The organism is Streptomyces sp. CNB091 (genome assembly GCF_000377965.1).
In genome coordinates this window covers 1-26447 of sequence record NZ_KB899014.1, presented here as the reverse complement: position 1 = coordinate 26447, position 26447 = coordinate 1, and the positions used below count along the sequence as shown (strand labels likewise).

The 26447-nt window shown below is 71.5% G+C and carries 17 protein-coding genes and 1 pseudogene; 6 read left to right on the top strand and 12 right to left on the bottom strand.

Annotated features, from left to right (window positions below):
- Nucleotides 1-350 precede the first annotated feature (350 nt).
- A complete protein-coding gene (locus tag D581_RS01000000138085) occupies nucleotides 351-8735 on the top strand; it encodes a type I polyketide synthase (RefSeq protein WP_018961390.1) in 8385 nt (2794 codons plus the stop codon).
- A gap of 280 nt (nucleotides 8736-9015) precedes the next feature.
- Here the strand turns inward: D581_RS01000000138085 and D581_RS0132990 are convergent, their stop codons facing one another.
- From D581_RS0132990 to D581_RS1000000142375, 10 genes and pseudogenes are all read right to left on the bottom strand, one after another.
- A complete protein-coding gene (locus D581_RS0132990; protein ID WP_032753461.1) occupies nucleotides 9016-9699 on the bottom strand; it encodes an alpha/beta fold hydrolase in 684 nt (227 codons plus the stop codon).
- 115 nt (nucleotides 9700-9814) lie between these two features.
- Nucleotides 9815-11272 carry a nucleobase:cation symporter-2 family protein gene (locus D581_RS0132985; RefSeq protein ID WP_018961388.1) on the bottom strand — a complete coding sequence of 486 codons (1458 nt, stop codon included), beginning with the start codon at nucleotides 11270-11272 and terminating at the stop codon, nucleotides 9815-9817.
- 391 nt (nucleotides 11273-11663) lie between these two features.
- Nucleotides 11664-13052: an 8-oxoguanine deaminase gene (locus D581_RS0132980; protein WP_018961387.1), complete on the bottom strand. Its 1389-nt coding sequence runs from the start codon at nucleotides 13050-13052 to the stop codon at nucleotides 11664-11666.
- Nucleotides 13053-13097: 45 nt separating this feature from the next.
- Entirely contained in the window at nucleotides 13098-14501 is a 1404-nt protein-coding gene (locus D581_RS0132975; protein WP_018961386.1) for a nucleobase:cation symporter-2 family protein, read from the bottom strand.
- A 68-nt stretch (nucleotides 14502-14569) separates the two neighbouring features.
- Nucleotides 14570-15493, bottom strand: coding sequence for a factor-independent urate hydroxylase (gene pucL, locus D581_RS0132970; protein ID WP_018961385.1), 924 nt, complete (start codon nucleotides 15491-15493; stop codon nucleotides 14570-14572).
- Nucleotides 15494-15500: 7 nt separating this feature from the next.
- Entirely contained in the window at nucleotides 15501-15890 is a 390-nt protein-coding gene (gene uraH, locus D581_RS0132965) for a hydroxyisourate hydrolase (RefSeq protein ID WP_018961384.1), read from the bottom strand.
- A 20-nt stretch (nucleotides 15891-15910) separates the two neighbouring features.
- Complete coding sequence (uraD, locus tag D581_RS0132960; RefSeq protein WP_018961383.1) at nucleotides 15911-16447, bottom strand: 2-oxo-4-hydroxy-4-carboxy-5-ureidoimidazoline decarboxylase; 537 nt, start codon at nucleotides 16445-16447, stop codon at nucleotides 15911-15913.
- A gap of 164 nt (nucleotides 16448-16611) precedes the next feature.
- Entirely contained in the window at nucleotides 16612-17049 is a 438-nt protein-coding gene (locus D581_RS0132955) for a helix-turn-helix domain-containing protein (RefSeq protein ID WP_018961382.1), read from the bottom strand.
- Complete coding sequence (locus D581_RS0132950) at nucleotides 17049-17297, bottom strand: YkoF family thiamine-binding protein (RefSeq protein WP_026291122.1); 249 nt, start codon at nucleotides 17295-17297, stop codon at nucleotides 17049-17051. Before D581_RS0132950 ends, D581_RS0132955 begins: the two co-directional genes overlap by 1 nt.
- 285 nt (nucleotides 17298-17582) lie before the next feature.
- Nucleotides 17583-17930: pseudogene (locus D581_RS1000000142375) on the bottom strand (beta-propeller fold lactonase family protein); the annotation flags it as partial.
- A 301-nt stretch (nucleotides 17931-18231) separates the two neighbouring features.
- Here D581_RS1000000142375 and D581_RS0132945 point away from each other — a divergent pair.
- The 3 genes from D581_RS0132945 (at nucleotide 18232) to D581_RS0132935 (ending at nucleotide 21729) form a co-directional block, all read left to right on the top strand.
- Nucleotides 18232-19071, top strand: coding sequence for a TIM barrel protein (locus D581_RS0132945; RefSeq protein ID WP_018961380.1), 840 nt, complete (start codon nucleotides 18232-18234; stop codon nucleotides 19069-19071).
- 79 nt (nucleotides 19072-19150) lie between these two features.
- The gene (locus D581_RS0132940) at nucleotides 19151-20044 is read left to right on the top strand and encodes a 2-hydroxy-3-oxopropionate reductase (protein ID WP_018961379.1); all 894 of its coding nucleotides are present in this window, start codon (nucleotides 19151-19153) and stop codon (nucleotides 20042-20044) included.
- Nucleotides 20045-20271: 227 nt separating this feature from the next.
- Nucleotides 20272-21729 carry a catalase gene (locus D581_RS0132935; protein WP_026291121.1) on the top strand — a complete coding sequence of 486 codons (1458 nt, stop codon included), beginning with the start codon at nucleotides 20272-20274 and terminating at the stop codon, nucleotides 21727-21729.
- Nucleotides 21730-22634: 905 nt separating this feature from the next.
- Here D581_RS0132935 and gcl read toward each other — a convergent pair.
- Entirely contained in the window at nucleotides 22635-24419 is a 1785-nt protein-coding gene (gcl, locus tag D581_RS0132930) for a glyoxylate carboligase (RefSeq protein WP_032753460.1), read from the bottom strand.
- Nucleotides 24420-24680: 261 nt separating this feature from the next.
- Between gcl and D581_RS0132925 the strand changes: the two genes are divergently transcribed.
- Nucleotides 24681-25391, top strand: a complete 711-nt coding sequence (locus D581_RS0132925) for a hypothetical protein (RefSeq protein WP_026291120.1) — start codon at nucleotides 24681-24683, stop codon at nucleotides 25389-25391.
- A gap of 170 nt (nucleotides 25392-25561) precedes the next feature.
- Complete coding sequence (locus D581_RS0132920) at nucleotides 25562-26218, top strand: GNAT family N-acetyltransferase (protein WP_018961374.1); 657 nt, start codon at nucleotides 25562-25564, stop codon at nucleotides 26216-26218.
- On the opposite strand, the gene D581_RS0132915 is transcribed toward D581_RS0132920, so the two are convergent.
- Nucleotides 26191-26447, bottom strand: a 257-nt coding sequence (locus D581_RS0132915; protein ID WP_486585908.1) for a hypothetical protein, incomplete at its 5' end; no start/stop codon positions are given. The two genes, D581_RS0132920 and D581_RS0132915, sit on opposite strands and share 28 nt — an antisense overlap.

Genomic DNA, 26447 nt, shown 5'->3' with positions numbered 1-26447 from the left:
GACCTGTATGCCATGGCGCGGGGGTCGCCGACAAGAGGACGGCGAGGAACCTTCCGCTATGTGCCGGTGTGCCCTGCCCAAACCACGGTCCGGGCAGGGCATGGACCCAAATGCCTGCCCCGGAGGGGGCCTGTTCTGGTGGCAGCCCGGCAACCACGGCAAGGCCGTCGACACCGATGCGAGGCGACGCGCACTCCAACCACCACGAGCCTCGCCGCAAGTTGAGCCCGCACGGCTCGGCAACCCGACGCGTGGTCCGACCCGTTGCGGGTTCGCCGGGCGCCTCCCCCGGCAGACCTGTCACTATCGTGATCATCGACAGCTCCCGTACGAAGGAAGTGTTCGTCCTTGTGACAGCGCACCTGGCCACTCTCCGTCCTCTGCCGGACCTGCTCCGGGAGCATGCCCGGCTTCTCGGTACCAAGACCGCCTTCCAGGACGACCGTTCCCGTGTCACCTACGAACAGCTGGAACAGCGAACAGGCAGACTGGCGGGGCATCTCGTCAGCCTCGGTCTGCGGCACGGGGAGCGCGCGGCGATCCTCCTGGGCAGTCGTGTGGAGGCCGTCGAGAGTGTCCTCGCCGTCCTCAGGGCGGGCGCGGTCGGTGTGCCGATGGACGCGCGGAGCACCACCGCCGAGTTGGCGCACCTGCTGGACGACAGCGCGGCCCGGTTCGTCTTCGCCGACCGGTCCTCCCTGGGCCAGTTGCTGCCGTTGCTCCCGGAGCGTCCCCGGCTGACCGTGGTGCTCGTCGAGGACGAGGACCAGGATGCCGGGACGCGAGGCGCATGCCCGGCGGCGAGGGCGAGTGGCGACTCGGTCGACGAAGCGGGCATGTTCCGTTACGCGACCCTGGCCGCCACCGAGCCGCCCGCGCCGGCTCCTGATGATCTCGGGCTCGACGAGGTGGCCTGGCTCTTCTACACCTCCGGGTCGACCGGTCTGCCCAAGGGTGTGCTGTCCACTCAGCGCAACCGGCTGTCGTCGGTGGCGGCCGGTTTCGTCACCGTCCTCGGCCTGTCGGCGGATGACCGCCTGCTCTGGCCCCTCCCACTGCACCACGCCATGGGGCAGCTCCTGTGCGTTCTCGGGGTGACCGTGACCGGAGCGTCCGCCCTGCTCCTGCCGCGCTTCTCCGTGGCGGATGTGCTGGGTGAACTACGCCGGACCGACGCCCCTTTCACGCTCCTGGCCGGGGTACCGGCGACGTACGGCAAGCTCCTCGACGCCGTGGGGACCCGCGGGCTGGAGGCGCCCGCGCTGCGTGGCTGCGTCAGCGGAGGCGCGGCCGCGTCGCCCGCTTTCCAGCGGGCCTTCGAGGAAGTCTGCCGGGTTCCGTTCCTCGATCACTACGGAAGCACCGAGGCGGGGCCCGTCACCATGACGGCACCGGGCACCACCCGGGCAGCCGGCTCCTGCGGCCGTGTGCTGCCGGGCATGCGGGCGCGTATCGGCGACGGCAGCGGCGCCGAGGTTCCGGGCGAGGGCGAGTTGTGGGTCTCCGGACCCGGTGTCATGGCCGGTTACCACCAGCGTCCCGACGACACCGCCGAGGTCCTGCGCGACGGGTGGTACCGAACCGGTGATCTGGCCCGCATCGGCCCCGGCGGTGAACTCACCCTCACGGGCCGGGTCAGCGAGCTGATCATCCGGGCCGGGGAGAACGTCCACCCCTCCGAGGTGGAGGCGGTGCTGCTGGCGCTGCCGGGGATCACGGACGCCGCCGTGGCGGGCGTCCCGGACGACGTACTCGGTGAGGTCCCGGCCGCTTACCTGGTTCCGGCGAAGGCCGGTGTCCTCGACAGGAGAGAGATCCTCGCCGGCTGCCGGAAACACCTCTCACCGTTCAAGGTGCCCGTCATCCTCCACGAGGTGGACGCGATCCCGCGTACCGCCTCGGGCAAGGTCAGGCGGTACGCGCTCGCCGGCCTGCCCGCGCGCCCTCTGCCGGCCGGAGGCCTCTCGCTGACGGAGGCAGGGGAGGTGGACCTGACAGCCCTGGTGCGGGCCGAGGTCGCCGCCGTGCTCGGCTGCGCCGTGGACGAGGTGGAACGGGGCACCGCCTTCCGTGACCTGGGGCTGGACTCGTTGACGTCGACGGTGCTGTGCAACCGTCTGTCGGCGGCGACCGGTCTCCCGCTGTCCGAGGCCGCGCCCTTCGACTTCCCCACCACGGACGAGCTCGCCGCACATCTTCGGGCGCGGCTCACCGGCCGGACGACGACCGCCACGCCCAGCCGTCCGGAAGGCGCCGGTACGGACGAGGACCCCGTGGTCATCGTGGGAATGGCGTGCCGCTTCCCCGGCGGCGTGGAGAGCCCCGAGGACCTGTGGCGGCTGGTCGAGGACGGCGTCGACGCCATCACCCCCTTCCCCACCGACCGGGGGTGGGACGTGGACGGGCTCTACGACCCGGATCCCGGACGGGCCGGCCGTACCTACGTACGCGAGGGGGGCTTCCTGTCCGGTGTCGACCGCTTCGACCCCGCCTTCTTCGGGATCTCGCCCCGCGAGGCCCTGGCCATGGATCCGCAGCACCGGTTGCTGCTCGAAGTCGCCTGGGAGGCTTTCGAACACGCGGGGATCGATCCCGGTACGGTGCGCTCCACGCCCACCGGCGTGTACGCCGGACTCATGTACAGCGACTACGCCGGCCGTGTCGCCCGCACACCGGAACGTGTGGAGGGCTACCTGGGCATCGGTAACGCGGGCAGCGTCGCCTCCGGCCGTATCGCCTACACCCTGGGCCTGGAAGGCCCGGCGGTCACGGTGGACACGGCGTGCTCGTCGTCGCTGGTGGCCCTGCACCTGGCGGCGCAGGCCCTGCACAGGGGCGAGTGCTCACTGGCGCTGGCCGGCGGCGTCACGGTGATGTCGGCGCCTCGGTCCTTCGTCGAGTTCAGCAGGCAACGCGCGCTGGCCCCCGACGGCCGCTGCAAGGCGTTCGGGGCGGCGGCGGACGGCACCGGGTGGGCCGAGGGCGCGGGAATGCTGCTGATGACACGGCTGTCGGAGGCCCGGCGGGCGGGTTACCCGGTCCTGGCCGTGATGCGCGGTTCCGCGGTGAACCAGGACGGTGCGAGCAACGGCCTCACCGCCCCGCACGGACCGGCGCAGCAACGGGTGATCCGCCGGGCTCTGGCCGACGCGCGGCTGGAACCCGCGGAGATCGACGCGGTGGAGGCACACGGCACGGGCACCCGACTCGGTGACGTCATCGAGGCGGAGGCGTTCCTGGAGGCGTACGGGCAGGCCGGTGCACGGGAACACCCCCTGTGGCTGGGCTCGGTCAAGTCGAACATCGGACATACGCAGGCGGCGGCGGGCATGGCCGCTGTGATGAAGACGGTCCAGGCGATCGCGCACGGCGTACTGCCGCGTACGCTCCACGCCGAGGAGCCGAACCCCGGCGTGGACTGGTCGTCGGGTGCGGTGTCGTTGCTGTCCCGTTCGGTGCCCTGGCCCCGGACCGGGCGGCCCCGGCGGGCGGGTGTGTCGTCCTTCGGGATCAGCGGGACCAACGCGCATGTGGTGATCGAGCAGGCGCCTGTGGAGGAGCCCGATGACTCGGGCCGCCCGGGCAGGCGGTCCCCGGACAGCGGATCCCCTGCCGCCCGGACGGCCGGGGCACCGGTGTCGGCCGTGCCGTTCCCGGTGTCGGCGAAGAGCGCCTCGGGGCTGCGGGCGCAGGCCCGGCGACTCCATGCCCACGTGGGGGAACGCCCCGGAGCGGACCTGCTGGACCTCGGTTTCTCGCTGGCCACGACCCGCGCCCATTTCGAGCACCGCGCGGTGGTGGTGGCCGGTGACCGCGACGAACTGCTCGCCTCGCTCGACGCGGTGGCGGAAGGCCGCTACCGGCCGGGCCTGAGCACGAGCGGTCCCCGCCCGGCGGGCCCGGTGGTCTTCATGTTCACCGGGCAGGGCAGCCAGCGGGCGGGCATGGGCCGGGAACTGTACGAGACCCATCCCGTCTACGCCCGTTCCTTCGACAGGATCTGCGCACTGCTGGACCCGCTGCTGCCGCGGCCACTGCGGGACGTGGTGTTCGCCACCGAGAACGCCGAAGGCGGCCGGGAGGGCACCGAGGGTGACGAGGCCCCGCGAGCGGGCGGGCTCCTGCACACGACGCGCTTCGCGCAGCCCGCACTCTTCGCTCTGGAGGTCTCGCTGTTCCGGCTGCTGGAGTCCTGGGGCGTACGTCCCGACCTGGTGGCCGGGCACTCGGTCGGCGAACTGGCGGCGGCGCACGTCGCCGGTGTGCTGTCCCTCGCGGACGCCTGCACCCTGGTCGCGGCGCGGGGCCGGCTGATGGACGCGTTGCCCGCCGGCGGCGCGATGGCCTCCGTCCAGGCGGACGAGAGCGAGGTCACCGCGTATCTGGCGGGCGGAGCGGACACACCGCGGGAGGTGGACATCGCAGCCGTGAACGGCCGCTCCGTGGTCGTCTCCGGGGACGAGTCCGCGGTGCTGGAGGTCATCGCGCACTGGCGCGAACAGGGACGTGGGGCCACCCGTCTGCGGGTGAGCCATGCGTTCCACTCCGCGCACGTGGAACCCATGCTCGAAGCCTTCGGCTTGGTCGCGCGGGGGATCGTCTACTCCCCGCCGGAACTCCCCCTCGTCACCGCGGTGGCGGACCGGCCCGCGACCACCGAGGAGATCTGCTCACCCCGGTACTGGGTGGACCATGTGCGCCGGCCGGTCCGTTTCGCCGACACGGTGCGGTACCTGCGGGAGCGGGGGGCCACGCACTTCGTGGAGCTGGGCCCGGACAGTGTGCTCGTGGGCCTGGCACGTGACGCCTTCCCCGGCCCCGGCCCGACGGCCACGGCCACCTCGGGCGACCGTGCGGACAGCTCCGCGCCCTTGGCCGTCCCGACGCTTCGTGGCCCGCGTCCTGAGGCCGGGGCGCTGCTCGCCACGGTGGCCGCGCTCCACGCGCACGGTGTGCACGTGGACTGGCGGGCGGTCTTCGCCGGGCGTGGCGCACGGCGTGCGGCGCTGCCCACCTACGCGTTCCAGCGTGAGCGGTACTGGCTGGACGCCGACCTGCCGGGGCCCGCGGCGGAGCCGGACGCCGCGTCCCACCCGTTCCTGCGAGCGGTGACGTCGACGGCGGACGACGACGGCCTGCTGCTGAGCGGCCGGCTGTCCCTGCGCGACCAGCCCTGGCTCGCCGACCACACGGTGGTGGACACGGTGCTCCTGCCGGCGACGGCCTTCGTCGAGATGGCGATCCGCGCCGGGGCCCGGGTGGGCGCCTCCGTACTGGAGGAACTGACGCTGACCGCGCCGCTTCCGCTCTCCTTGGACGAGGCGGTCGAACTCCAGGTGAAGGTGGCGCGAGCGGACGCGGACGGGCGCCGGGCCGTGGTGTTCCACGCGCGGACGCACGCTCCCGGATACGACGACGGCCCCTGGAACCGCCATGCCTCCGGAGTTCTGGCCCCCGCGGACTCCGGCCTTCCGCGACCGCGGACCTCCGCGGACGCGCCGTCCCCCTGGCCGCCGGCGGGCGCTGTCCCGCTGCCGCTCGGCACCGAGGCGGGTACCGGCCTCTACGAGGGACTCGCGCACAGCGGGCTCCGTTACGGGCCGGCCTTCCAGGGACTGCGGGCTGCCTGGCGCCTGGGCGAGGACGTCCTCGCCGAGATCGAACTCCCGGACGGGGAACACGCAAACGCCGACCTCTTCACCCTTCATCCGGCCCTGCTGGATTCGGCGCTGCACACCTTGATGCTGGACCAGACCGTCCCGGGCGGTGAAGACGGCGACACCGGTAGCGGAACCGGGGCGCTGTTGTCGCTCCCGTTCGCCTGGAGCGGTGTGCGGCTGTACGCGTCCGGCGCCCGCACACTGCGGGTGCGGGCGTCCCAGGCGGAGGGGAACAGAGCCCGGCTGGAGCTGGCCGACGGGACCGGAGCCCCCGTCGCCACGGTGGACTCGCTCGTCCTGCGGCCGCTCTCTCCCGCGCAGTTGAGCGGCGTACGCGCGCACGGCGACTGTCTGTTCCTCCTGGACTGGACGCGTCTGCCGGATTCGTCCGTCCCGATGCCGGAGAAGCCGCCTCTGTACGGGCTTCTGGGCGAGCCCGGCCCGTGGCTGGACGACGCACTCCTGCGGGCGGGCATCGGGCCGACGGCCTATCCGGATGCGGCCTCGGCGGCCGCGGACGCACCTGCCGTCGTGATCGCCTGCCCTCCGCTCACCGGGGCCGACCGAACGGACCGCGCGTCGGCCGCACACCGTACGGCAGGCTGGGCACTGCGGCTCGTACAGGACTGGCTCGCCGAGGAACGGCTCGCCGGCTCACGTCTGGTCGTCCTCACTTCGGGCGTCGTCGCCACCGGAGCCGAGCGGGACGGAAGCAGCCGCGACGACGACGCCGCGCTCGTCCACGCACCTGTGTGGGGTCTGCTCCGCTCGGCGCAGACCGAGAACCCGGGCCGCTTCTCGCTGGTCGACGTCGATGACCACCCCGCCTCCGCGGGGGCCCTGGTACGGCTCCTGACGAGCCCCGAACCGCAGACGGCCGTACGCGACGGTGTCGCGTACGTACCGAGACTGGTCCGCGCGTCCCGAGCGGCGACGGAGACGGCCGATGGGGCGCCGCGTCGGCTGCGCCCGGACGGCACCGTCCTGGTCACCGGGGGATCCGGTTCGCTGGGCAGGGAGTTCGCCCGTCACCTCGTGGTCGCGCACGGGGTGCGTCACCTGCTGCTCGTGGGGCGGCGCGGAGCCGATGCGCCCGGCGCCGCCGAGCTGTGCGCGGAACTCACCGGACTGGGCGCGGAGGTCACGGTGGCGGCCTGCGACGTCGCCGACCGTACGGCGCTCGCCGCTCTGCTCGCGGGCGTGCCGGAGGCGCACCCACTGACCGGCGTGGTGCACACCGCGGGGGTCCTGGACGACGGTGTGATCCCGGCACTCACACAGGAGCGGCTGGACCGCGTACTGCGGCCGAAGGTGGACGCGGCCCTGGCCCTGCACGAGCTGACCCGGGGCAGCGACCTGGCGGTGTTCGCCCTGTTCTCCTCGGTGGCCGGGGTGTTCGGCTCCGGCGGTCAGGGCAACTACGCGGCGGCGAACTCGTTCCTGGACGCGCTGGCACGGCACCGCAGGGCGCTCGGGTTGCCCGGCACTTCTCTCGCCTGGGGGCCGTGGCAGCAGAGCGGTGGGATGACGGCCGCGCTCCGGGACGCGGACCTGCGCCGGATGGCCCGTTCCGGTTTCGTCCCGCTGCGGACCGAGGAGGGCCTCTCGCTCTTCGACACCGCCGTCGAAGGACGGGACTCCGTCCTGGTGGCAGCTCGTCTCGACCCGGCGGCAACCGGGGCATCCGGGGCACCTGGGGCGCCGCTCTCCCGGGTACCGGGCCGGGGGCCCGCACGGAGCGCCTCCGCATCGCTCACCGGGCCCGGCACCGACGGCGAGGACTCCCTTCGCCGTCGGCTGGCCGCCACGCCTCCGGACGAGCGCGGTGCTCTGCTCCTCGCGCAGGTCCGAGCGGAGGCCGCCCTGGCACTCGGCCACGGCTCGGAGGACTCCGCGGTCGAAGCGGACCGCGCGCTGGCGGAACTGGGCCTCGACTCACTGGCCGCGGTCGAGTTGCGCAACCGGCTCGGGGGGCTCACGGGACTCGCCTTGCCGGCCACGCTCCTGTTCGACTACCCGACGCCGCGTGGGGTCGCCGCCCACCTGGCGGAACGCTGGTCCCAGGACGCCCCTGAAGCGCTCGGATCTCTGGCCGCTCCCGGCACCACCGGCGGCAGTGCGGCCGGGACCGCCCCGGGCGGGGCCTCCTCCCGGCAGGGCGGTGGCGCGGAAAGGGCCTCGGCCCCGAAGGGCGCGGACGCCGACTCCTTGTCCGCGCTCTTCCGTACGGCGTGCGCCCGTGGCAAGGCGTGGGACGGGATGGTCCTCCTGACGATCGCGTCACGTTTCCGTGAGGTGTTCGAGGGCCCCGAGGCCCTCGGCTCGCCACCTTCGGCCGTCACTCTCGCGACAGGGGGTCCCGGGCCCCGCCTGATCTGCTTCCCCGCCCTCAGCGCACTGTCGGGGCCGCACGAATACACCCGTTTCGGGGCGGCTCTCCAGGGCCGGCGTCCGGTTTCGGTCCTGCCCAACCCCGGGTTCCTGCCACAGGAACCGCTGCCGGCCACGCGGGACGCCTTCGTGGCGGTACAGGCCGCCGGCGTGCGCGCGTGTGCGGGCGGCGAGCCGTTCGTCCTGCTGGGGCGCTCGGCCGGCGGATGGGTGGCACACGCGGTCGCCGAGGAGCTGGAGCGCACGGGTCTGGTCCCGTCCGCCGTCGTACTGATCGACACCTATCCGTGCGAGGACAGCGGCCTCGGCGGCGACCGCGGGGACGGATCCGCACTCTCGGCGATGACCGCGGGCATGCTGGACAATTCCGCGCAGTTCGCCTCGGCCGAGACCGACCGGCTCACCGCGATGGGCGGCTACCTGGAGCTCTACGCCCGCTGGAAGCCGGCGGAACTGGCGGCTCCCACCCTCTTCGTCCGGGCCGGAGAGCGCCTGCCGGGCATCGAGGCCGCCGAGGCGTGGAGCCTGCCGCACTCCGAGATCACCGTGTCCGGTGACCACTTCACCGTTCTGGAGGATCATTCCCGCACGACCGCCATCGCCGTCCACACCTGGCTCTCCGAACACCTCACAGGGGTGGACACGACCGGAGGCCACTCCCGGCACCAGGACGGGGCAGCCTGACGACGGCCGAGCTCCCGGCAGCCACCGGCCCTTTCGTCACGGCCGTCACGAGGACCATCGCCGACGCCCACCCTCGCGCCTCGACGTGCTCGCCCCGCACCGGACGGACGCCAGTGGCGGGCCGCCCTGGTGCTGGACCGGGTGATCGCTCTCCGTGGCCGCCGTCCGCGACCGGCGGCCGGGCGGCTGAGAGGAGAGGGCCCCTCACCGCTCCCGGGACCCACGGTCCGACGGGGTGGTTCCGCCACCGGTGAGAACCCGGTGACGGCAGGCGGTCCGGTCAGCTGGTGAAGAACTCCGTGATGTGCGCGGCCACCTGGTCCGCCCGGGTCTCGTGCATGCGGTGGCCGCCCGGGACCGTGATCAGCCGGCAGTCCGGGATCAGGGAGGCCACGTCGGCCTGGCGGTGCTGTTCCATCGGGCTCTCCGGGCCGCCGGTGATGATCAGCGTCGGGGAGACGATGTCGCCGAGGGCCTCGTCGGCGTCCGGGCCGGGGTCGGCGAGCTGGTCGCGTACGGCGGGCACCGCGTTCTCGTCGTAGTCCACCGGGCCCTCGCCCCGGCCCGCCGGGCCCGGGTCGCCGGGGAACGGGGCCGGGGTCTCCACCAGCACCAGCCGCTCCACCCGGTCGGAGTGCTCCTGGGCCACCAGGCGGGCGACGACCCCGCCCATGCCGTGGCCGACGAGACCGACCCGGTCCAGCTCCAGTTCGTCGAGGAAGCCCACGACGTCCTCGGCCATCAACTCCAGGGCGTAGTCGTCGGGCCAGTCGCTCTCGCCGTGGCCGCGCAGGTCCAGGGCGAAGACCCGCCACTCCTGGCCCAGCAGGGGGCCGGCCGCCTCCCAGTTCGCGCCCGAACCGCCGAGGCCGTGCAGCAGCACGACGGGCGAGCCGAACGCGTCGCCCCAGGTCCGGTACGCGAGGCGCACATCGCCGACATCCACAACAGACTGATCTTCCATGCCCCTGACGCTACAGCCGACGGGCGCCGGACGGCCGCCGGGGCCCCGCGTCGCACGGGGCCCCGGATACTCCGGTCAAGATCCGCAGGGTCATCCGCAGGGTCATCCGCAGGGGTCAGTGGACGCCGACCCCGGCCGCGGCCGGCACGACGTGCTCGCCCGGTGCCTGCTCCTCGTCCGCCGTGTCGGGCTTGCGGCCGAAGTGGTTGAAGGCGAGGTTCAGCACGATCGCCACCACGCAGCCGGTGGAGATGCCCGAGTCGAGGACGACCAGCAGGCTCTCCGGGAAGGCGTGGTAGAACTGCGGCGCCGCGATCGGGATCAGGCCGATGCCGAGGGCCGCCGCCACGATCAGCGCGTTCTCGCCCTTCTCCATGGCCGCGGTGGCCAGGGTCTGGATACCGCTGGCCGCGACCGTGCCGAAGAGGACGATGCCCGCGCCGCCGAGCACCGGCAGCGGTACGAGGGCGATGACGGAGGCCGCGACGGGGACCAGACCGAGCACGATGAGGATGCCGCCACCCGCGGCGACGACGAAGCGACTGCGGATCTTCGTCATGGCGACGAGGCCGACGTTCTGGGCGAAGGCGCTGCACATGAACCCGTTGAAGAGCGGGCTGATGGCGCTGCCGAGGGTGTCGGCGCGCAGACCGCCCTCGATGATTTTCTCGTCGGCCGGGCGGCCGACGATCTTGCCGAGGGCCAGCATGTCCGCGGTGGACTCGGTCATGCAGACGAGCATCACGATGCACATGGAGATGATGGCGGCGATCTCGAACTGCGGGGCGCCGAAGGCGAACGGTGTCGGGAAGCCGACCACGTCGGCTTCCTTGATGGCGCCGAAGTCGGTGATGCCGGCCGGGATGGCGATCAGGGTGCCGATGACCAGGCCGAGCAGGATGGCGATCTGCTGGAGGAAGCCGCGCAGGAGCTTGCGCAGGGCCAGCACGATGACCAGGGTCACGGCGGCCATGGTGATGTTGGTCATCGAACCGTAGTCGTCGGCCGTGGCGTTGCCGCCCTGGGACCAGTTGAAGGCGACCGGGAGGAGCGAGACGCCGATCAAAGTGATCACGGTGCCGGTGACGACGGGTGGGAAGAAGCGCACCAGTTTGCAGAAGTACGGGGCGAGGACGAACCCGAGAAGACTCGCGACGATGATCGCGCCGAATATGACGGCTATCCCGTCGTGCCCCCGGTCCTTGCCTATCGCGATCATCGGGGCGACCCCGGCGAACGAGACGCCGTTGACGAAGGGCAGCCGGGCGCCGACCTTCCAGAAGCCGATGGTCTGGAGCAGGGTGGCGATCCCCGCGGTGAAGAGGCTCGCCCCCATCAGGAAGGCGGTCTCCTTGGCGGTGAGGCCGACGGCGGGCCCCACGATGAGCGGTGGGGCCACCACGCCCGCGTACATGGCGGCCACGTGCTGGAGGCCGCTGGTGAACATCTTCAGTGGGGGGAGGGTCTCGTCGACCGGGTGTTTCCGGTCGTCTCCCGCTTCCGCGGCGTTGTCGGCCGTCGTGTCGGGGGCGGCTGCATCTGCGTCTTTGCGAAACCTGGGCTTGGCGGCCACGGCGGTTCCTCCGGTCGGTTACACGTCGTCGGCGACGTGGGATTCAGGGAGGTGGTGCGTAAGTGGTGCGGCGGTGCGGCTCTCTCAGGTGGTGCAGGTGGGGCAGGTAGTGCGGGTGGGGCAGGTAGTGCGGGTGGGGCAGGTGGGGCAGTCGTGCGGAGGGGGGTGCGGATGGGCGCGCACGGGGGTGTGCGCGGGCAGCGTTCATCACCGGTCCGGCGGGCGCGCACCATGCGCGCGTCCGCCGGACCGGCTGCCGTGGACCCCGCTCGGGTCCACGGCGGCCGGTCTCGGGCCGTCCCCCTCGACCGGCCGGTCGGGGATACCGCGCGGAGTGGGGCTCCGCGGGGATGCCGCACGGAGTCGGACTCCGGCGGGGTACCGCTCGGAATCAGGCTCCGGCGGCGATCTGCGCGAGGCGGCGGGCCTCGTCGCGGGTGACACGGGCGATGGCGTCCTCGTCCACCGTGGTGAGGTGGTTGCCCTCGACGACCGGCTTGCCGTCGACGAGGGACAGGGTCACCGGGGCGGCCGCGCCGAAGATGAGGGCGGTCACCGGGTCGGCGATCGAGGAGTGGGCCAGGGTGTCCAGCTTCCACAGGACGAGGTCGGCGAGCTTGCCGGCCTCCAGGGAGCCGATCTGGTCGGCGCGGCCCAGCACTTGGGCCCCGCCGAAGGTCCCGAGGCGGAGGGCCTGACGGGCGTTCAGGGCGGCCTCGCGGTGGGCGCCGAGGCGGTTGATGAGGAGCGCGTTGCGCAGCTCGGTGTGAAGCTCGCCGGACTCGTTGGAGGCGGTGCCGTCCACGCCGAGGCCGACGGGGACGCCGGCGGCGAGCATGTCGGGGACCCGGGCGATGCCCGCGGCGAGGCGCGCGTTGGAGGACGGGCAGTGGGCGACGCCGGTTCCCGCACGGGCGAAGGCGGCGATGTCCGAGTCGTTCATGTGGACGCAGTGGGCCATCCACACGTCGTCGCCGAGCCAGCCGGTCGACTCGAAGTACTCGGTCGGGCCCATCCCGAACAGCTCCTTGCAGAACTGCTCCTCCTCGACGGTCTCGGAACCGTGAGTGTGCAGCCGTACGCCCTTGCGACGGGCCAACTCAGCACCCTGACGCATCAGTTCGGTGGACACGGAGAACGGCGAGCAGGGCGCGACGGCGACCTGGGTCATGGCGTCGAAGGAGGCGTCGTGGTGGGCGTCGATCGTCGCCTCGGTGGCCGCGAGCGCGCCTTCGAGGGTCTCGACGGCGAAGTCCGGGGGCAGGCCGCCGTCCTTCTCGCTGCGGTCCATGGAGCCCCGGGCGAGGGTGAACCGTACGCCCGTCTCACGGGCGGCGCCGATGATCGCACCGGAGAGGTCGCCGGAACCCTTCGGGAAGACGTAGTGGTGGTCCATGGCGGTGGTGACGCCGCCGCGGGCCATCATGGCGAGCGAGCCCTGCGCGGCGGCGCGGGCCATCGGCTCGTCGATGCGCGCCCAGGTCGGGTAGAGGGCGACCAGCCAGTTGAAGAGGTTGTGGTCGGTGGCCAGGCCCCGGGTGATCCACTGGTAGAAGTGGTGGTGCGTGTTGACCAGGCCGGGCGTCGCGAGGTGTCCGGTGCCGTCGATCCGCCGGACGACTCCGGCGAGGCCCTCCGGAGCCTTGCCGGCGCCGATGGACTCGATGCGGTTGCCCGCCACGACGATGTACCCGGACGCGTACTCCGTGTCGTGGGCGTCGACGGTGGCGATCGAACAGTTCTCGATGATGATGCGCTGAGGGTCTGCCGAAGCTGCCATGGCGCTTCCTTCTTCTCTCTGTGGCGATGTGGGCACGGCAGGACCCTAGGAGGATTTGAGTGCCACAGCGGTGCGGCTGTGGGTGCCGAGATGATGGAAGAACAGGTTGAGCACGACCGCGACCAGTGCTCCCGCGCTGATCCCGGAGCCGAGGACGGTCTGCGCCCAGGCCGGGAAACCGGCGTAGAAAGTGGGCGCGGCGAGCGGGATGATGCCGGCGCCGAGCGCGACGGCGACCAGGATGATGTTGGAGCTGTCGTCCAGGCCCGCCTCGGAGAGCGTACGGATGCCGCTGACCGCGATGGAGCCGAAGAGGACGATGCCGGCACCGCCGAGGACGGGCATCGGGACGAGCGAGACGACCGCGCCGAGGACCGGGAAGGCGCCGAGGACCAGGAGCGCCCCGCCGGCCGCCGCGACGACGTACCGGCTGCGTACGCGGGTCAGCGAGACGACGCCGACGTTCTGGGCGAAGGCGCTGGTGGGAAAGGAACCGAAGACCGGGCCGAGGAGGGTCGCGATGCCGTCCGTACGCAGGCCCCGGGTGATCGTGCGGCCGTCGGTGCGGCGGTCGCAGATCTCGCCGAGGGCGAGCATCCCGGCGGAGGACTCCGTCATCAGGACGAGCATGACGATGCAGAGCGACAGGATCGCGGCGGGCTGGAACTCCGGCGCGCCGAAGGCGAAGGGGGTCGGCAGGGCGGCGAGCGGTGCGGACTCCAGCGCGGAGAAGTCGGCGAGTCCGAACGGGATCGCGGCCAGCGTGCCGACGAACATGCCCATGAGCAGGGCCACTTGCTTGAGGAAGCCACGGCCGAAGCGCTGGATGAGCAGGATGACGACGAGAGTGAAGGCGGCCAGCGCCAGGTACTTCATGGCGCCGAAGTCGGCGGCGGTGGCGTCGCCGCCCTGCGCCCAGGCGACCGGGACCGGCATCAGGGTGACGCCGATGAGGGTGATGACCACGCCGGTGACGAGCGGCGGGAAGAAGCGCAGCAGCCTGCCGAAGAAGGGGCCGACGGCCAGGCAGAAGACTCCGGCGACGAGCACCGCCCCGTAGATCGCGGGGAGTTGGTGGCCGGGTGCGTTGGTCTCGGCGATGGCGAGCATCGGCGCGATCCCGGCGGAGGAGGCGGCGTTGACGAAGGGCAGCCGGTTGCCGGCGAAACGGCCGAGACCGACGGTCTGGAGGATGGTGGCGAGCCCGGCTATCAGGAGGCTCGCCGCGATGAGCCGGGTCATTCCGGCGGTGTCCAGGCCGACGGCCTGGCCGATGATCAGCGGAGGGGTGACGACGCCCGCGTACATGGCGGCGATGTGCTGGAGCGCGGCGGGGACCAGCCGCGCGGGAGGAAGCTTCTCGTCGACCGGGTGAACCGCCGTGTCGGCGGCGGTGGTCGGCGAGGTGGTGCATGGGCCTTCTGCCGGCCCCGTTGCAGGCTGTGCCATGGGGGTTCCCTCCGGGATGACCGGCCCCCGCCCGTCTGTGGAAGGACGGGGGCCGGTTCAGTGCCGCGTCAGAGGTTGGTCATGTCGACCGGGATCTTCGGCTCTACGCCGTCCCGGAGCACGGTGGCCTCGATCAGACCGTAGGGACGGTCGGCCGCGAAGTAGACCTCATTGTCGTTCTTGAGGCCGAACGGTTCGAGGTCCACCAGGAAGTGGTGGTTGTTCGGCAGCGAGAACCGGATCTCGTCGATCTCGCTGCGGCTGTTGATGATGCGCGAACCCATCTGGTACAGGGTCTGCTGGAGCGAGAGGGAGTAGGTCTCGGCGAAGGCGTGGAGCATGTGCTTGCGCGCCTGCTCGTAGGACTTCTCCCAGTTCGGCATCCGCTGCTCGTCGCTGGTCCAGTTGTAGCGCCAGCGGGCCGAGACGTCCGTCGCGAGGATGCGGTCGTACGCCTCCTTCAGCGTCGTGTACCGGTCCTTGACGTAGCCCCAGAACTCGGAGTTGGTCGAGTTCATCACCGTCAGGTCCTTGAGGCCCGAGATGACCTCCCAGTTCTCACCGTCGTAGGTGATCTGGGAGACGCGGGTCTCCTGGCCCTTGCGGACGAAGGAGTGCTTGACCTCGTCGGCGCCGATGAAGCGGGAGTTGCCGTCGGAGGTCGCGATGCGCTCCCAGCTGTACTCCTCGATCCGGATCCGGGCGCGGTGGATCGGTTCCTGGGAGGAGACGAAGTGCCGGGCGAGGTGGATGCCGAACTGCTCGGCGGAGTCGATCCCGTGCTCCTTGGCGAACGCGAACACCGTGTTCTTGGTGGTGTCGGTCGGCAGGACGTTGGCGTTGGAGCCGGAGTAGTGGACGTCGTCCATGTCGCCGGAGAGGGCGACCGAGACGTTCAGGTCCTTGATGTGGTGGGTGTCGCCGTCCCGCACGATCTTGACGACGCGGTTCTCTGCTTTGCCGTACTGGTTCTGGCCGAGAATCGTGGGCATGTCGGTGCTAGCTCCCTCGGTAAACGGAGTAGCCGAACGGGTTGAGCAGCAGCGGTACGTGATAGTGCTCGCCCGGGGCGACCGCGAACGCGATGGTCACCTCCGGGAAGAACGCGCCGCTGTCCCTTACGCGGGGGGCGTCCTGCTGCGCCTCGGCTTGCTTCTTCGAAAAGTACGTCTCGGTGTCGAAGTCGAGACGCACATGGGTCGTTCCCTCCGGCAGGGCCGGGAGGTCCTTGCAGCGCCCGTCCGCATCGGTCGCGGACGCTCCGAGCGTCACGTACGGCGCGTCGCTTCCGCTGCGGGCGGCGAGCGAGACGGCGACGGACGCGGCGGGGCGGCCGATGCTGGTGTCCAGGATGTGGGTGGACACCGATGCGGTCGTGTCGGTACTCAAGACCGTCACTCTCCTAGATCTCAAGAGTCCTGTGCGGGAGCGCCCTCTGCGAGGGTCTCCGTCACGAGACGGGTCAGCCGGATGCGGTTGATCTTGCCCAGTTCGGTGCGCACGATCTCCTGCTCCTGCTCGGGCGAGTTCCCGATCCGGGACTTCACCGCGTCGCGCATCTGCTCACCGGTGGCGCCGGTGGCACAGATCAGGAAGACATGTCCGAACCTCTCCTGGTAGGCCAGGTTCAGTTCGAGCATCTCGGTCTTGAGCTCCTCGGAGGCGCCGGCCATCCCCCGCTGTTCGCGGGAGGAGGTCGGGTCGCCGGGCTTCGGCCGGCCGATCGGCGGGTGGCCCGCCATCGCTTCGGCCAGGTCCTCCGCGGTGAGCTCCGCCATGACGGCGTCGCTCGCGGAGAGCAGGGCTTCTTCGGTGGCGTACGGGCGCCCGGCGAGGATGGTGTTTCCCCAGGTCGCACTGGCACACACCTCGTGCAGTGCGGGAGTGGCCTCGCCGTCCGCCAGGGTGTTGAACCGGGTGAGGCCCGGTGTGGAGCTCGAAGTCACGGGAGCCTCCGTGGCTGTTTTTCGCTGTGCGTTGTTCGGGCTGCGGATAGCTAACGCCCTCCGCAACACGACGTCAACACTTTGTTGAAATCTCGCGAACGAAGAAAGCCGCCGTCCCGGCATACGGACGGCGGCTTTCCTGTGTCTTCGGTGGGTTCGGCCAACTACTCACCCTTGGCCGCATGTTCCCGGTTGAGATAGTTGTACACGGTGAATCTGGAGACGCCCAGAGCGCTCGCCACGGTCTCCACTCCGTGCCGCACGGAGAAGGCACCGCGTGCCTCCAGCGTCCGGACGACGCCCTGCTTGGCCTTGCGGTCCAGGTCGGCGAGCGGCATCCCGTGCCGTCGTTCCATCGCGGCGAGAATGTGGTCGAGCGAGTCGGAGAGCTGCGGCAGGCGTACGGCTATGACGTCCTGGCCCTCCCAGGCGAGCACGACGTCGTCCTGTTGGGCCTGGTCCGGGCCCAGCAGTTCCGCGCCCATCGCGTCGACGAGCGGCTTGACCGCGGAGACCAGCGGGTGGTCGAGCGTTGCCGAAGGGTCGTCGGACGCGGTGGAGGGGTCGGCTGCGGCCGGGGGGTGATCGACGGATTCGGTCATCACGCGTCCCCCTCGATCACGTTCACCTGGAGCGAGACCCGGGTGGCGCCCGAGGCCAGGGCCCGCCGCAGCAGGGAGTCCACGGCGGTGAGCACCTCGTCCGCGCCCCCTTCCGCGGTGTTGCCGAAGGGGCCGACGTCCACGGCGTCGAGCCCGGCGCCCTGGATCACCTCGCGGGCGACCACCGCGTGGGCGGGCGCCTCGTCGAGATCGAACGGCTCGGTGGTGAATTCCACCCTCAAGCGCACTGTGCCTCCATGATGTCCTCGCCCCGGGTGCGGGCTCCCGCGGCTCGGCCACGACTGTAACCGCTGGACGGGGCCCCGCTCCGGTGCGCGCGGGGCCCCGACCGCGGTGGTCACGGAAGCGGCAGGACGCAGACCGCGACCGGGGCCGGGAAGGGGCCGCCCGCACCGGTCAGGGAGCCGTCGGGGCCGACCCCGAACACGGTGACGGTCGAGGAGCGCTGGTGCGGCGCTCAGCAGCCAGCGTCCGGACACGTGGACGGAGAGGTGGGTGGGGCCGGAGCCGCCGGTGGGGCGGCTGCCGAGCACCTCGTACGTCCCGTCCGGCGCGATCGCCACGGCGGTGACCGCGCCCGCGCCCTGCTCGGCGACCGCGTAGACGGTGGCGCCCGAGGGGTGCGGGGCCAGGTAGGAGGGGTTCTCGACGCCGGTGATCACCGGACCGGAAGTGATCGCGCCGGTGCGGGTGTCGTACGCGGCGGGGGTGCCGATGCCGGCGCCGCCTCCCGCCTCGGAGGTGTACGTGCCGAGGAGCAGCGGGCGGGTGGCGCGCGGGCCGGCGGGCGGCCCGCCGTGTCGGAGGTCGGCCGACCAGCAGGTGGACCACGTCCTGCATGTGAAGGACCAGGTGCTCACCCCGGCACAGGTCAACGCGATGGTCGGGGCGTACCGGGGTGCGGGGACGAGCTGCGAGGACACGGTTCCGGCCGGATAGCGGGGCCGGGGGGCCGTACGGCGGGAGAGCCGGGCGGGGCGGGGGGCGAGGACGGCCCCCGCCCCGCTTTCGCATGCCTGGAGGCGCGCGCGCCACCGATTCCGTACGCCGCCGGCCGGGGCAAATTTTTCCGGCACCCCTTGACAGCCCCGCCACCCTCCGGGCAATCTTCCGTTAAGCAGAAACTAACTTCCGCAATACGGAAGGAGCGCCGACATCCTCATGGGATACCCGGACCAGCGCTTCGATGTGAACCTTTCGATCCTCTTCACGGAACTCCCGCTCCTGGAGCGTCCCGCGGCAGCCGCCGCGGCGGGCTTCACGGCGGTCGAGCTGTGGTGGCCCTGGATCGAGACCCCCACCCCTCCGCAGGCGGAGCTCGACGCTCTCAAAAAGGCGCTCGACGACGCCGGCACCCAGTTGGTGGGGCTGAACTTCTACGCCGGACAGCTACCCGGCCCCGACCGCGGCGCGCTCTCCGTGCCCGGCACGGAGTCGGACCGCTTCCGGGCCAACATCGAGGTGGCGGCCGACTTCGCCGCCTCGGTCGGCTGCACGGCGCTCAACGCGCTGTACGGCAACCGCGTCGAGGGCGCGGACCCGGTGGTGCAGGACGCGCTCGCTCTGGAGAACCTGGTGCTGGCCGCCCGCGCGGCGGACCGGATCGGGGCGATCCTCCTCGTCGAGACCCTCAACAAGCCGGAGTCGCCGCTCTATCCGCTGGTCAGCGCACCGGCCGCGACCGAGGTCGTCGACAAGGTGAACGCGGCGACGGGCCTCGGGAACGCCAAGTTCCTGCTGGACCTCTACCACCTCTCGATGAACGGCGAGGAGCTGAGCCAGGTCATCAAGGCGTACGCCGCGAAGACCGGCCACGTCCAGATCGCCGACAACCCCGGCCGCGGCGCGCCGGGCACCGGCTCGCTGCCGCTGGAGCAGCTCCTCGACGAGCTGAAGGACGCCGGCTACGCGGGCTGGGTCGGCCTGGAGTACAAGCCGGGCGACCGGCCGAGCGCGGAGTCCTTCGACTGGCTCCCGACATCGGCCCGAGCGGCCCGCTGACCGGCTGCGGACGGGCCGGGCCGACCCCCCGTCGAGCCCAACCCCCTTACGTACGAACGTTTTTCAGGAAGGCACCCTCATGAGCAACAACCTCCCCAAGGTTGCGTGGATCGGCCTCGGCATCATGGGCTCCCCCATGTCCGAGAACCTGGTCAAGGCCGGTTACGACGTCACCGGATACACCCTGGAGCAGGACAAGGTCGACCGGCTGGTCGCGGCCGGCGGCAACGGCGCCTCCTCGATCGCGGACGCGGTCGGGGACGCGGACGTCGTCATCACGATGGTGCCCGCCTCCCCGCAGGTCGAGGCCATCGCCTACGGCCCCGACGGCATCCTGGAGAACGCCAAGCGCGGCGCCCTGCTGGTGGACATGTCCTCCATCACCCCGCAGACCTCCGTGGACCTCGCCAAGAACGCGGCCGAGAAGGGCATCCGGGTCCTGGACGCGCCGGTCTCCGGCGGGGAGGCCGGCGCCATCGAGGCGGTTCTCTCCATCATGGTCGGCGGCGAGCAGGCGGACTTCGACGCCGCTGAGCCGCTGCTGGAGGCGCTCGGCAAGACCATCGTGCTCTGCGGCCCGCACGGCTCCGGCCAGACGGTGAAGGCGGCCAACCAGCTGATCGTCGCGGTCAACATCCAGGCCTGCGCCGAGGCCGTGGTCTTCCTGGAGAAGTCCGGCGTCGACCTCGCCGCCGCCCTGGACGTCCTCAACGGCGGTCTGGCCGGCTCGACCGTGCTGACCCGCAAGAAGGACAACTTCCTGAAGCGGGACTTCGCCCCCGGCTTCCGGATCGACCTGCACCACAAGGACATGGGCATCGTCACGGACGCCGCCCGCAACGTCGGCGCGGCCCTGCCCGTCGGCGGCGTGGTCGCCCAGCTGGTCGCCTCGCTGCGCGCCCAGGGCGACGGCGGCCTGGACCACTCGGCGCTGCTGCGCTCGGTCGAGCGGCTGTCCGGCTCCCAGGTCTGACCCCTCCGGCTCCGCAAGGAGCCGCTGGCCTCGTACGGGGCCACGGCCCGCACGACGGGCCCTCTGATCTCCGGGCCGCGGTGGCGCTGACACCTGTCCTGTCGCGCCCAGGCGCTGCCGCGGCCCGGAACCACACACTTCGTTTTCAACAAACTGTTGACGTTGCTTCGCGGCGAATCTACGCTCCTCAAGCCGTCAGCAGCTCGTACGAAAGGTCATCCCGCCACATGGCTAAGCGTGTGCTCACGACCGAGTCAGGCGCCCCGGTCGCCGACAACCAGAACTCCGCCACCGCCGGTGTCGGTGGACCGATCCTCCTCCAGGACCAGCACCTCCTGGAGAAGCTCGCCCGCTTCAACCGTGAGCGCATCCCGGAGCGCGTGGTGCACGCCCGCGGTTCCGGCGCGTACGGCTACTTCGAGGTCACCGACGACGTCACGGGGTTCACCCGCGCCGACTTCCTCTCCGAGGTGGGCAAGCGCACCGAGACGTTCATCCGCTTCTCGACCGTCGCCGACTCGCTCGGCGGCGCGGACGCCGTCCGCGACCCGCGTGGCTTCGCCCTCAAGTTCTACACGGACGAGGGCAATTACGACCTGGTCGGGAACAACACCCCGGTGTTCTTCATCAAGGACCCCATCAAGTTCCCCGACTTCATCCACTCGCAGAAGCGCGACCCGTTCACGGGCAAGCAGGAGCCGGACAACGTCTGGGACTTCTGGGCGCACGCCCCCGAGGCTACGCACCAGGTCACCTGGCTGATGGGCGACCGCGGCATCCCCGCCTCGTACCGTCACATGAACGGCTACGGCTCGCACACCTACCAGTGGACGAACGCCGCGGGCGAGGCCTTCTTCGTCAAGTACCACTTCAAGACGAACCAGGGCGTGCGGTCCCTCTCCGCCGACCAGGCCTCCGAGCTCGTCGGCAAGGACGCCAACTCCCACCAGACGGACCTGCTCCAGGCCATCGAGCGCGGCGTCAACCCCTCCTGGACACTGCACGTCCAGGTGATGCCGGCCGCCGACGCCGCCGACTACCGGTTCAACCCGTTCGACCTCACCAAGGTGTGGCCGCACAGCGACTACCCGCTCCAGCGGGTCGGCCGCCTGGTCCTGGACCGCAACCCGGACAACGTCTTCGCCGAGGTCGAGCAGGCCGCGTTCTCCCCGAACAACTTCGTGCCCGGCATCGGCCCGTCCCCGGACAAGATGCTCCAGGGCCGGCTGTTCGCCTACGCGGACGCGCACCGCTACCGCCTGGGCGTCAACCACACCCACCTGCCGGTGAACGCGCCGCGCACCGCCGTCGTCGACAACTACGGCCGCGACGGCGTCCACGCGACCCGCAACGGCTCGCGCCACGACAAGAACTACGAGCCCAACTCGTACGCCGGTCCGGCACAGACCGACGCGGCGCTCGCCGCCCCGCTGGCGGTCCACGGCTGGACGGGCACGCACGAGGCGCCCGCGCACGCCAAGGACGACGACTTCTTCCAGGCGGGCGAACTCTTCCGGCTCATGTCGGAGGACGAGAAGGGCCGCCTGGTCGCGAACATCGCCGGAGGCCTCTCGCAGGTCACCCGTGACGACGTGATCGAGAAGAACCTCGCCCACTTCCACGCCGCCGACGCCGACTACGGCAAGCGCGTCGAGGAGGCCGTCCGCGCCCTGCGCGAGGACTGAGCTTCGGCTTCTCCAGGCCCCTGCCCGTACCGCGCACCCGGATGAGGGGTGCCGCGCGGCACGGGCAGGACGACGAGGCCGCGGCGGTCGAGCGATGCCAGTGCGGTGGTGAAGGACCCGGGGACCGTCTCCTGACCTGAAGGAGACGCCCTCCCCCGGGCCGATCGCCGCCGCCGCGGTCCCTGTCACCCGGCGACACCTCTGTCGCCCCCTGAACGAGGGCGCGGAGTACGGATACGGTCCCGTACTCCGCGCCCTTTCGCGCGGCCGGGCACGGGTCGGCCCGCCCGGCGCCTTCCGATCCCGTCCGGCACTTTCCCAGCGCGCCCGGCACCTTCCGATCCCCTCCGGCACCTTCCCAGGCTGTCCGGCACCTTCCCAGCCCGCCCGGCGCTTGAGGACGGAACCGTGGCCCGGGTGGGCCCGCACCTTCCCAGCCCGTCCGGCGCTTGAGGACGGAACCGTAGCTCCGGAGCACGCCGCTCCCTGCCCGAGGGACACCCCCTTGAATGAACCCTGCCTGCGGAGTTCGGCCCCTCCCGCCCGAGGCTTCCGTCCTCAAACGCCGGACAGGCTGGAATGGCGCGGCCCCTCCCCCGGCAGGCTTCCGTCCTCAAACGCCGGACGGGCTGGAGTGGTGCGGCCCCTCCCGCCCGAGGCGTCCATCCTCAAACGCCGGACAGGCTGGAATGGCACGGCCCCTCCCCCGCGAGGCATCCGTCCTCAAACGCCGGACGGGGCTGGAGTGGCGCGGGCACGGGCTGGGGTGGCACGCATCCAGCCCGTCCGGCGATTGAGGACATCTTCGGCGGGGCGGAAGGGACCCACCCGAATCGCGACAGGCCCCCGCCCCGGGGAGGAATCCGGGGCGGGGGCCTGTCGGCTGTGGCAGGTGGGTCGGTCCGTCAGGACACGGTCAGGGGGCGGATCGCGGTGGGCGCGTGGGACACGTCCGTCGCGATGTCCTCGAACTCGTTGACCGACGCGATGTCACTGCCGCTCATCGCGATGTTCGTGACCCGCTCCAGGATCGCCTCCACGACCACCGGCACCCGGAACTCCGCGGCGAGCTTCTTCGCCTCCTCGAAGGCCGGCAGCAGCTGGTCCGGCTCGGTGACCCGGATCGCCTTGCAGCCCAGTCCCTCGACGACCTTGACGTGGTCCACGCCGTAGACGCCCAGCTCCGGGGAGTTGAGGTTCTCGAACTCCAGGTTGACCTGGAAGTCGATGTCGAAGTTGCGCTGCGCCTGGCGGATGAGCCCCAGGTAGGAGTTGTTCACCAGGACGTGGACGTACGGGATCCGGTGCTGCGCGCCGACGGCCAGCTCCTCCAGCATGAACTGGAAGTCGTAGTCGCCGGAGAGCGCGACGACCGTGCCCTCCGGGTCCGCGGTGGCCACACCCAGCGCGGCCGGGATCGTCCAGCCGAGGGGGCCCGCCTGGCCGCAGTTGATCCAGTGACGCGGCTTGTAGACGTGCAGCATCTGCGCGCCAGCGATCTGGGAGAGCCCGATCGTGGTGACGTAACGGGTCTCGGGGCCGAACGCCCGGTTCATCTCCTCGTACACGCGCTGCGGCTTGAGCGGCACGTTGTCGAAGTGGGTCCGGCGCTGGAGGGTCGCCCTGCGCTCCTGCGTGGACGCGGCCCACGCCGAGCGGTCCTTCAGCTCGCCCGCGGCCTTCAGCTCGCGCGCCACCTCGACGAAGAGCGTCAGCGCGGCCTTGGCGTCGGAGGCGATGCCGAGGTCCGGGGCGAAGATCTTGCCGAGCTGGGTGGGCTCGATGTCGACGTGGACGAAGGTGCGGCCCTGGGTGTAGACGTCCAGCTTGCCGGTGTGGCGGTTGGCCCAGCGGTTGCCGATGCCGAGGACGAAGTCGGACTCCAGGAAGTTCGCGTTGCCGTAGCGGTGCGAGGTCTGGAGGCCCACCATGCCGGCGTTCAGCTCATGGTCGTCGGGGAGGATGCCCCAGCCCATCAGCGTCGGGATGACCGGGACGCCGGTCAGCTCGGCGAACTCCACCAGGAGTTCGGAGGCGTCGGCGTTGATGATGCCGCCGCCCGCGACGAGCACCGGGCGCTCCGAGGCGTTCAGCATCTGGATCGCCCGCTCGATCTGCTTGCGGGAGGCCGCGGGCTTGTGGACCGGGAGGGGTTCGTACAGCTCGGGGTCGAACTCGATCTCCGTGAGCTGGACGTCGATCGGCAGGTCGATGAGGACCGGGCCGGGCCGGCCGGTGCGCATCAGGTGGAAGGCCTGCTGGAAGACACCCGGGACCTGCGCGGCCTCCAGGACGGTCGTCGCCGCCTTGGTGACCGGCTTGGCGATCGACGCGATGTCGACGGCCTGGAAGTCCTCCTTGTGCAGCACGGCTGTCGGGGCCTGGCCGGTGATGCAGAGGATCGGGATGGAGTCGGCGATGGCGGAGTACAGACCGGTGATCATGTCGGTGCCAGCCGGGCCCGACGTGCCGATGCAGACGCCGATGTTGCCGGCCTTGGCCCGGGTGTAGCCCTCGGCCATGTGGGAGGCGCCCTCGACGTGCCGGGCCAGTGTGTGCTGCACCCCGCCGGAGGCCTTGAGGGCCGCGTAGAAGGGGTTGATCGCCGCACCCGGCACACCGAACGCGTTGCTGACGCCTTCGCGCTTGAGGATCTCAACTGCCGCTCGGGCAGCGGTCATACGAGGCATTGAGTGCTCCTGCTCGGGATTGGTGGAGTCGGGCTCTGTCGCGCCACCTGAGAGCACCAATTCCGTATTACGGAAATTTAGTTCTGCTATACGGAAGCAATCTAAAACGTGCGGCGCCCCTCGTCAAGGGCGCGGACGGCCGCCCGCCCTCATGAAGTCCGCCAACCCCCTCCCCAGGGCCTCGCTCCTGATGGACGATGGCGTGACGAGGGAGGCACGGAGCGCAGCCGGTCGCGCCGTCCGTGCCGGAGGGAGACGATCGTGGAGTTCGTGCCGGTTCGGTGCCCTGTCTGCGGCCGGGACCACGCCTACAGCACACCGGCCTACCCCTGCCCGTGCGGGACGCCCACCGCACCGCCGCTGCTGCGGGACGCCCCGGCGGTCCTGGTCACCCACCGCAGCTGGAACGACGCGTGGGTGACCGTCCGCTGCGCGTCCTGTGCCCGGGAGAACCAGTGGCCCCAGCCCGAGCTGTGCTGTCCCTGCGGGACCGTCCTGCGGATTCCGGTGCGCCCGGTGGCCGTCGCGCCGGCCCCGGCCCCGCCGGTCTCCCCCGCCCACATCCCGCTTCCGCGCACCGCCGCGCGCCCCCGCCCGGCCTTCCGGCCGATGACGATCCGCACGGGCCACGACGCGGTGAGCGCGGCCGGCCTCTATCTGACCTGGCTGGGCTACCGCGACGTCGGCCGGCCCGGGGCGGGTCCGGCCTCCGGCATCGACCTGCGGGCCGACGGGCTGATCGCGCGGGTCGACTCCAGCACCCGGCCGACGACGCCGCGCGCGGTCGAGACCCTCTGGCTCAACGCGGTCGGCGCGTCGGTGACCGGGGTGTTCTTCTCCCTCGCGGGATACGCGGCAGACGCCCGGGCCCGCGCGGACGGCGTCGGCCTCCCGCTCTTCGTCATGGACCTCACCGGGACCCCGCAGCCGGTGAACGGCCCCGCGGACGAGCTGGTGAGCACGGGCGCGTGATGCGCCGGCAACGGCGAAGGGCCAGGTGCCGCGGTGCCGGACGCGAGGATCCCGGGGTGCGACTCCGTAAGGAGCCCCGGGGAGCGCACTCGTGCCCGGGTGCTGTCGCCCGGACATCCATATCCGGCCACCGCGTACCGGTCCACCGTCCGGCGCGGCACACTGAGTACATGCGTATCCGCTCCGCCAGACGCTCGGATCTCCCGCTCCTCCAGGACATCGAGCGCGCCGCAGGGGAACCGTTCCGGGACCTGGGCATGGCCTTCGTGGCCGACGACGATCCGCCCCCGCTCGACCTGCTGGAGAGCTACCGGCTGGCAGGCCGCTGCTGGGTGGCCTCCGACCCCCTCTCCGCCACCGGCGACCGGCCGCTCGGCTATGTGCTCGCCGACCCCGTCGACGACGCCCTGCACATCGAGCAGGTCTCGGTCGACCCCGCCGCCGCCCGCCGGGGCATCGGCCGGGAGCTGATCGCTCACCTCGCCGCCCTGGCCGCGGCCCGGGGCATGGCGGCCCTCACCCTGACCACCTTCACCGATGTGCCGTGGAACGCTCCGTACTACGCCCGTATCGGCTTCCGCGCCTTGGCCGAGGACGAACTCACCGACGGACTGCGCGCGATCCGCGCCGAGGAGGCCCAGCACGGCCTGGACCGCTGGCCCCGGGTCTGCATGCGGCGCGAACTGACCTCCGCCGCCCGGCCGTCGGGCGCCGCGGGGACCGTGAGGATCCCGCGTGTGCCGAACGCCTCGGCGTCCCCGGACACTTCGGAAGCCGTGGCTGATGCTCCTATTGGCTGTCAAGCGCCGGTGAGCCAGTCGCGGTAGGTGTTGGCGAGGTGGTCGTCACGGCGGATTCCTCGTTCGAGGGTGGAGATCGTGGCGGGCCAGACGCCGAAGTGGCGGGCCGCTGTGGTGAGGGTGATGTTCTTCGACTGTCGCAGGGGGCGCAGGTCGGCGATGTCTGGGATGGTGACCGTGGTGGTCAGGCAGCGGAACATCTCCCGGGCGATGGCCCGTTTCAGCAGCCGGATGGTCTCCTTCTTGGTGCGGCCGG

Excerpts from the sequence above, each read along its gene's own strand:
- D581_RS0132980 (WP_018961387.1), bottom strand. The coding sequence starts at position 13,052 with ATGGCAGCTTCGGCAGACCCTCAGCGCATCATCATCGAGAACTGTTCG.
- D581_RS0132945 (WP_018961380.1), top strand. The coding sequence starts at position 18,232 with ATGGGATACCCGGACCAGCGCTTCGATGTGAACCTTTCGATCCTCTTC.
- D581_RS0132990 (WP_032753461.1), bottom strand. The coding sequence starts at position 9,699 with ATGGAAGATCAGTCTGTTGTGGATGTCGGCGATGTGCGCCTCGCGTAC.
- D581_RS0132920 (WP_018961374.1), top strand. The coding sequence starts at position 25,562 with ATGCGTATCCGCTCCGCCAGACGCTCGGATCTCCCGCTCCTCCAGGAC.
- D581_RS0132975 (WP_018961386.1), bottom strand. The coding sequence starts at position 14,501 with ATGGCACAGCCTGCAACGGGGCCGGCAGAAGGCCCATGCACCACCTCG.
- pucL (WP_018961385.1), bottom strand. The coding sequence starts at position 15,493 with ATGCCCACGATTCTCGGCCAGAACCAGTACGGCAAAGCAGAGAACCGC.
- D581_RS0132935 (WP_026291121.1), top strand. The coding sequence starts at position 20,272 with ATGGCTAAGCGTGTGCTCACGACCGAGTCAGGCGCCCCGGTCGCCGAC.
- D581_RS0132955 (WP_018961382.1), bottom strand. The coding sequence starts at position 17,049 with ATGACCGAATCCGTCGATCACCCCCCGGCCGCAGCCGACCCCTCCACC.
- gcl (WP_032753460.1), bottom strand. The coding sequence starts at position 24,419 with ATGCCTCGTATGACCGCTGCCCGAGCGGCAGTTGAGATCCTCAAGCGC.
- D581_RS0132940 (WP_018961379.1), top strand. The coding sequence starts at position 19,151 with ATGAGCAACAACCTCCCCAAGGTTGCGTGGATCGGCCTCGGCATCATG.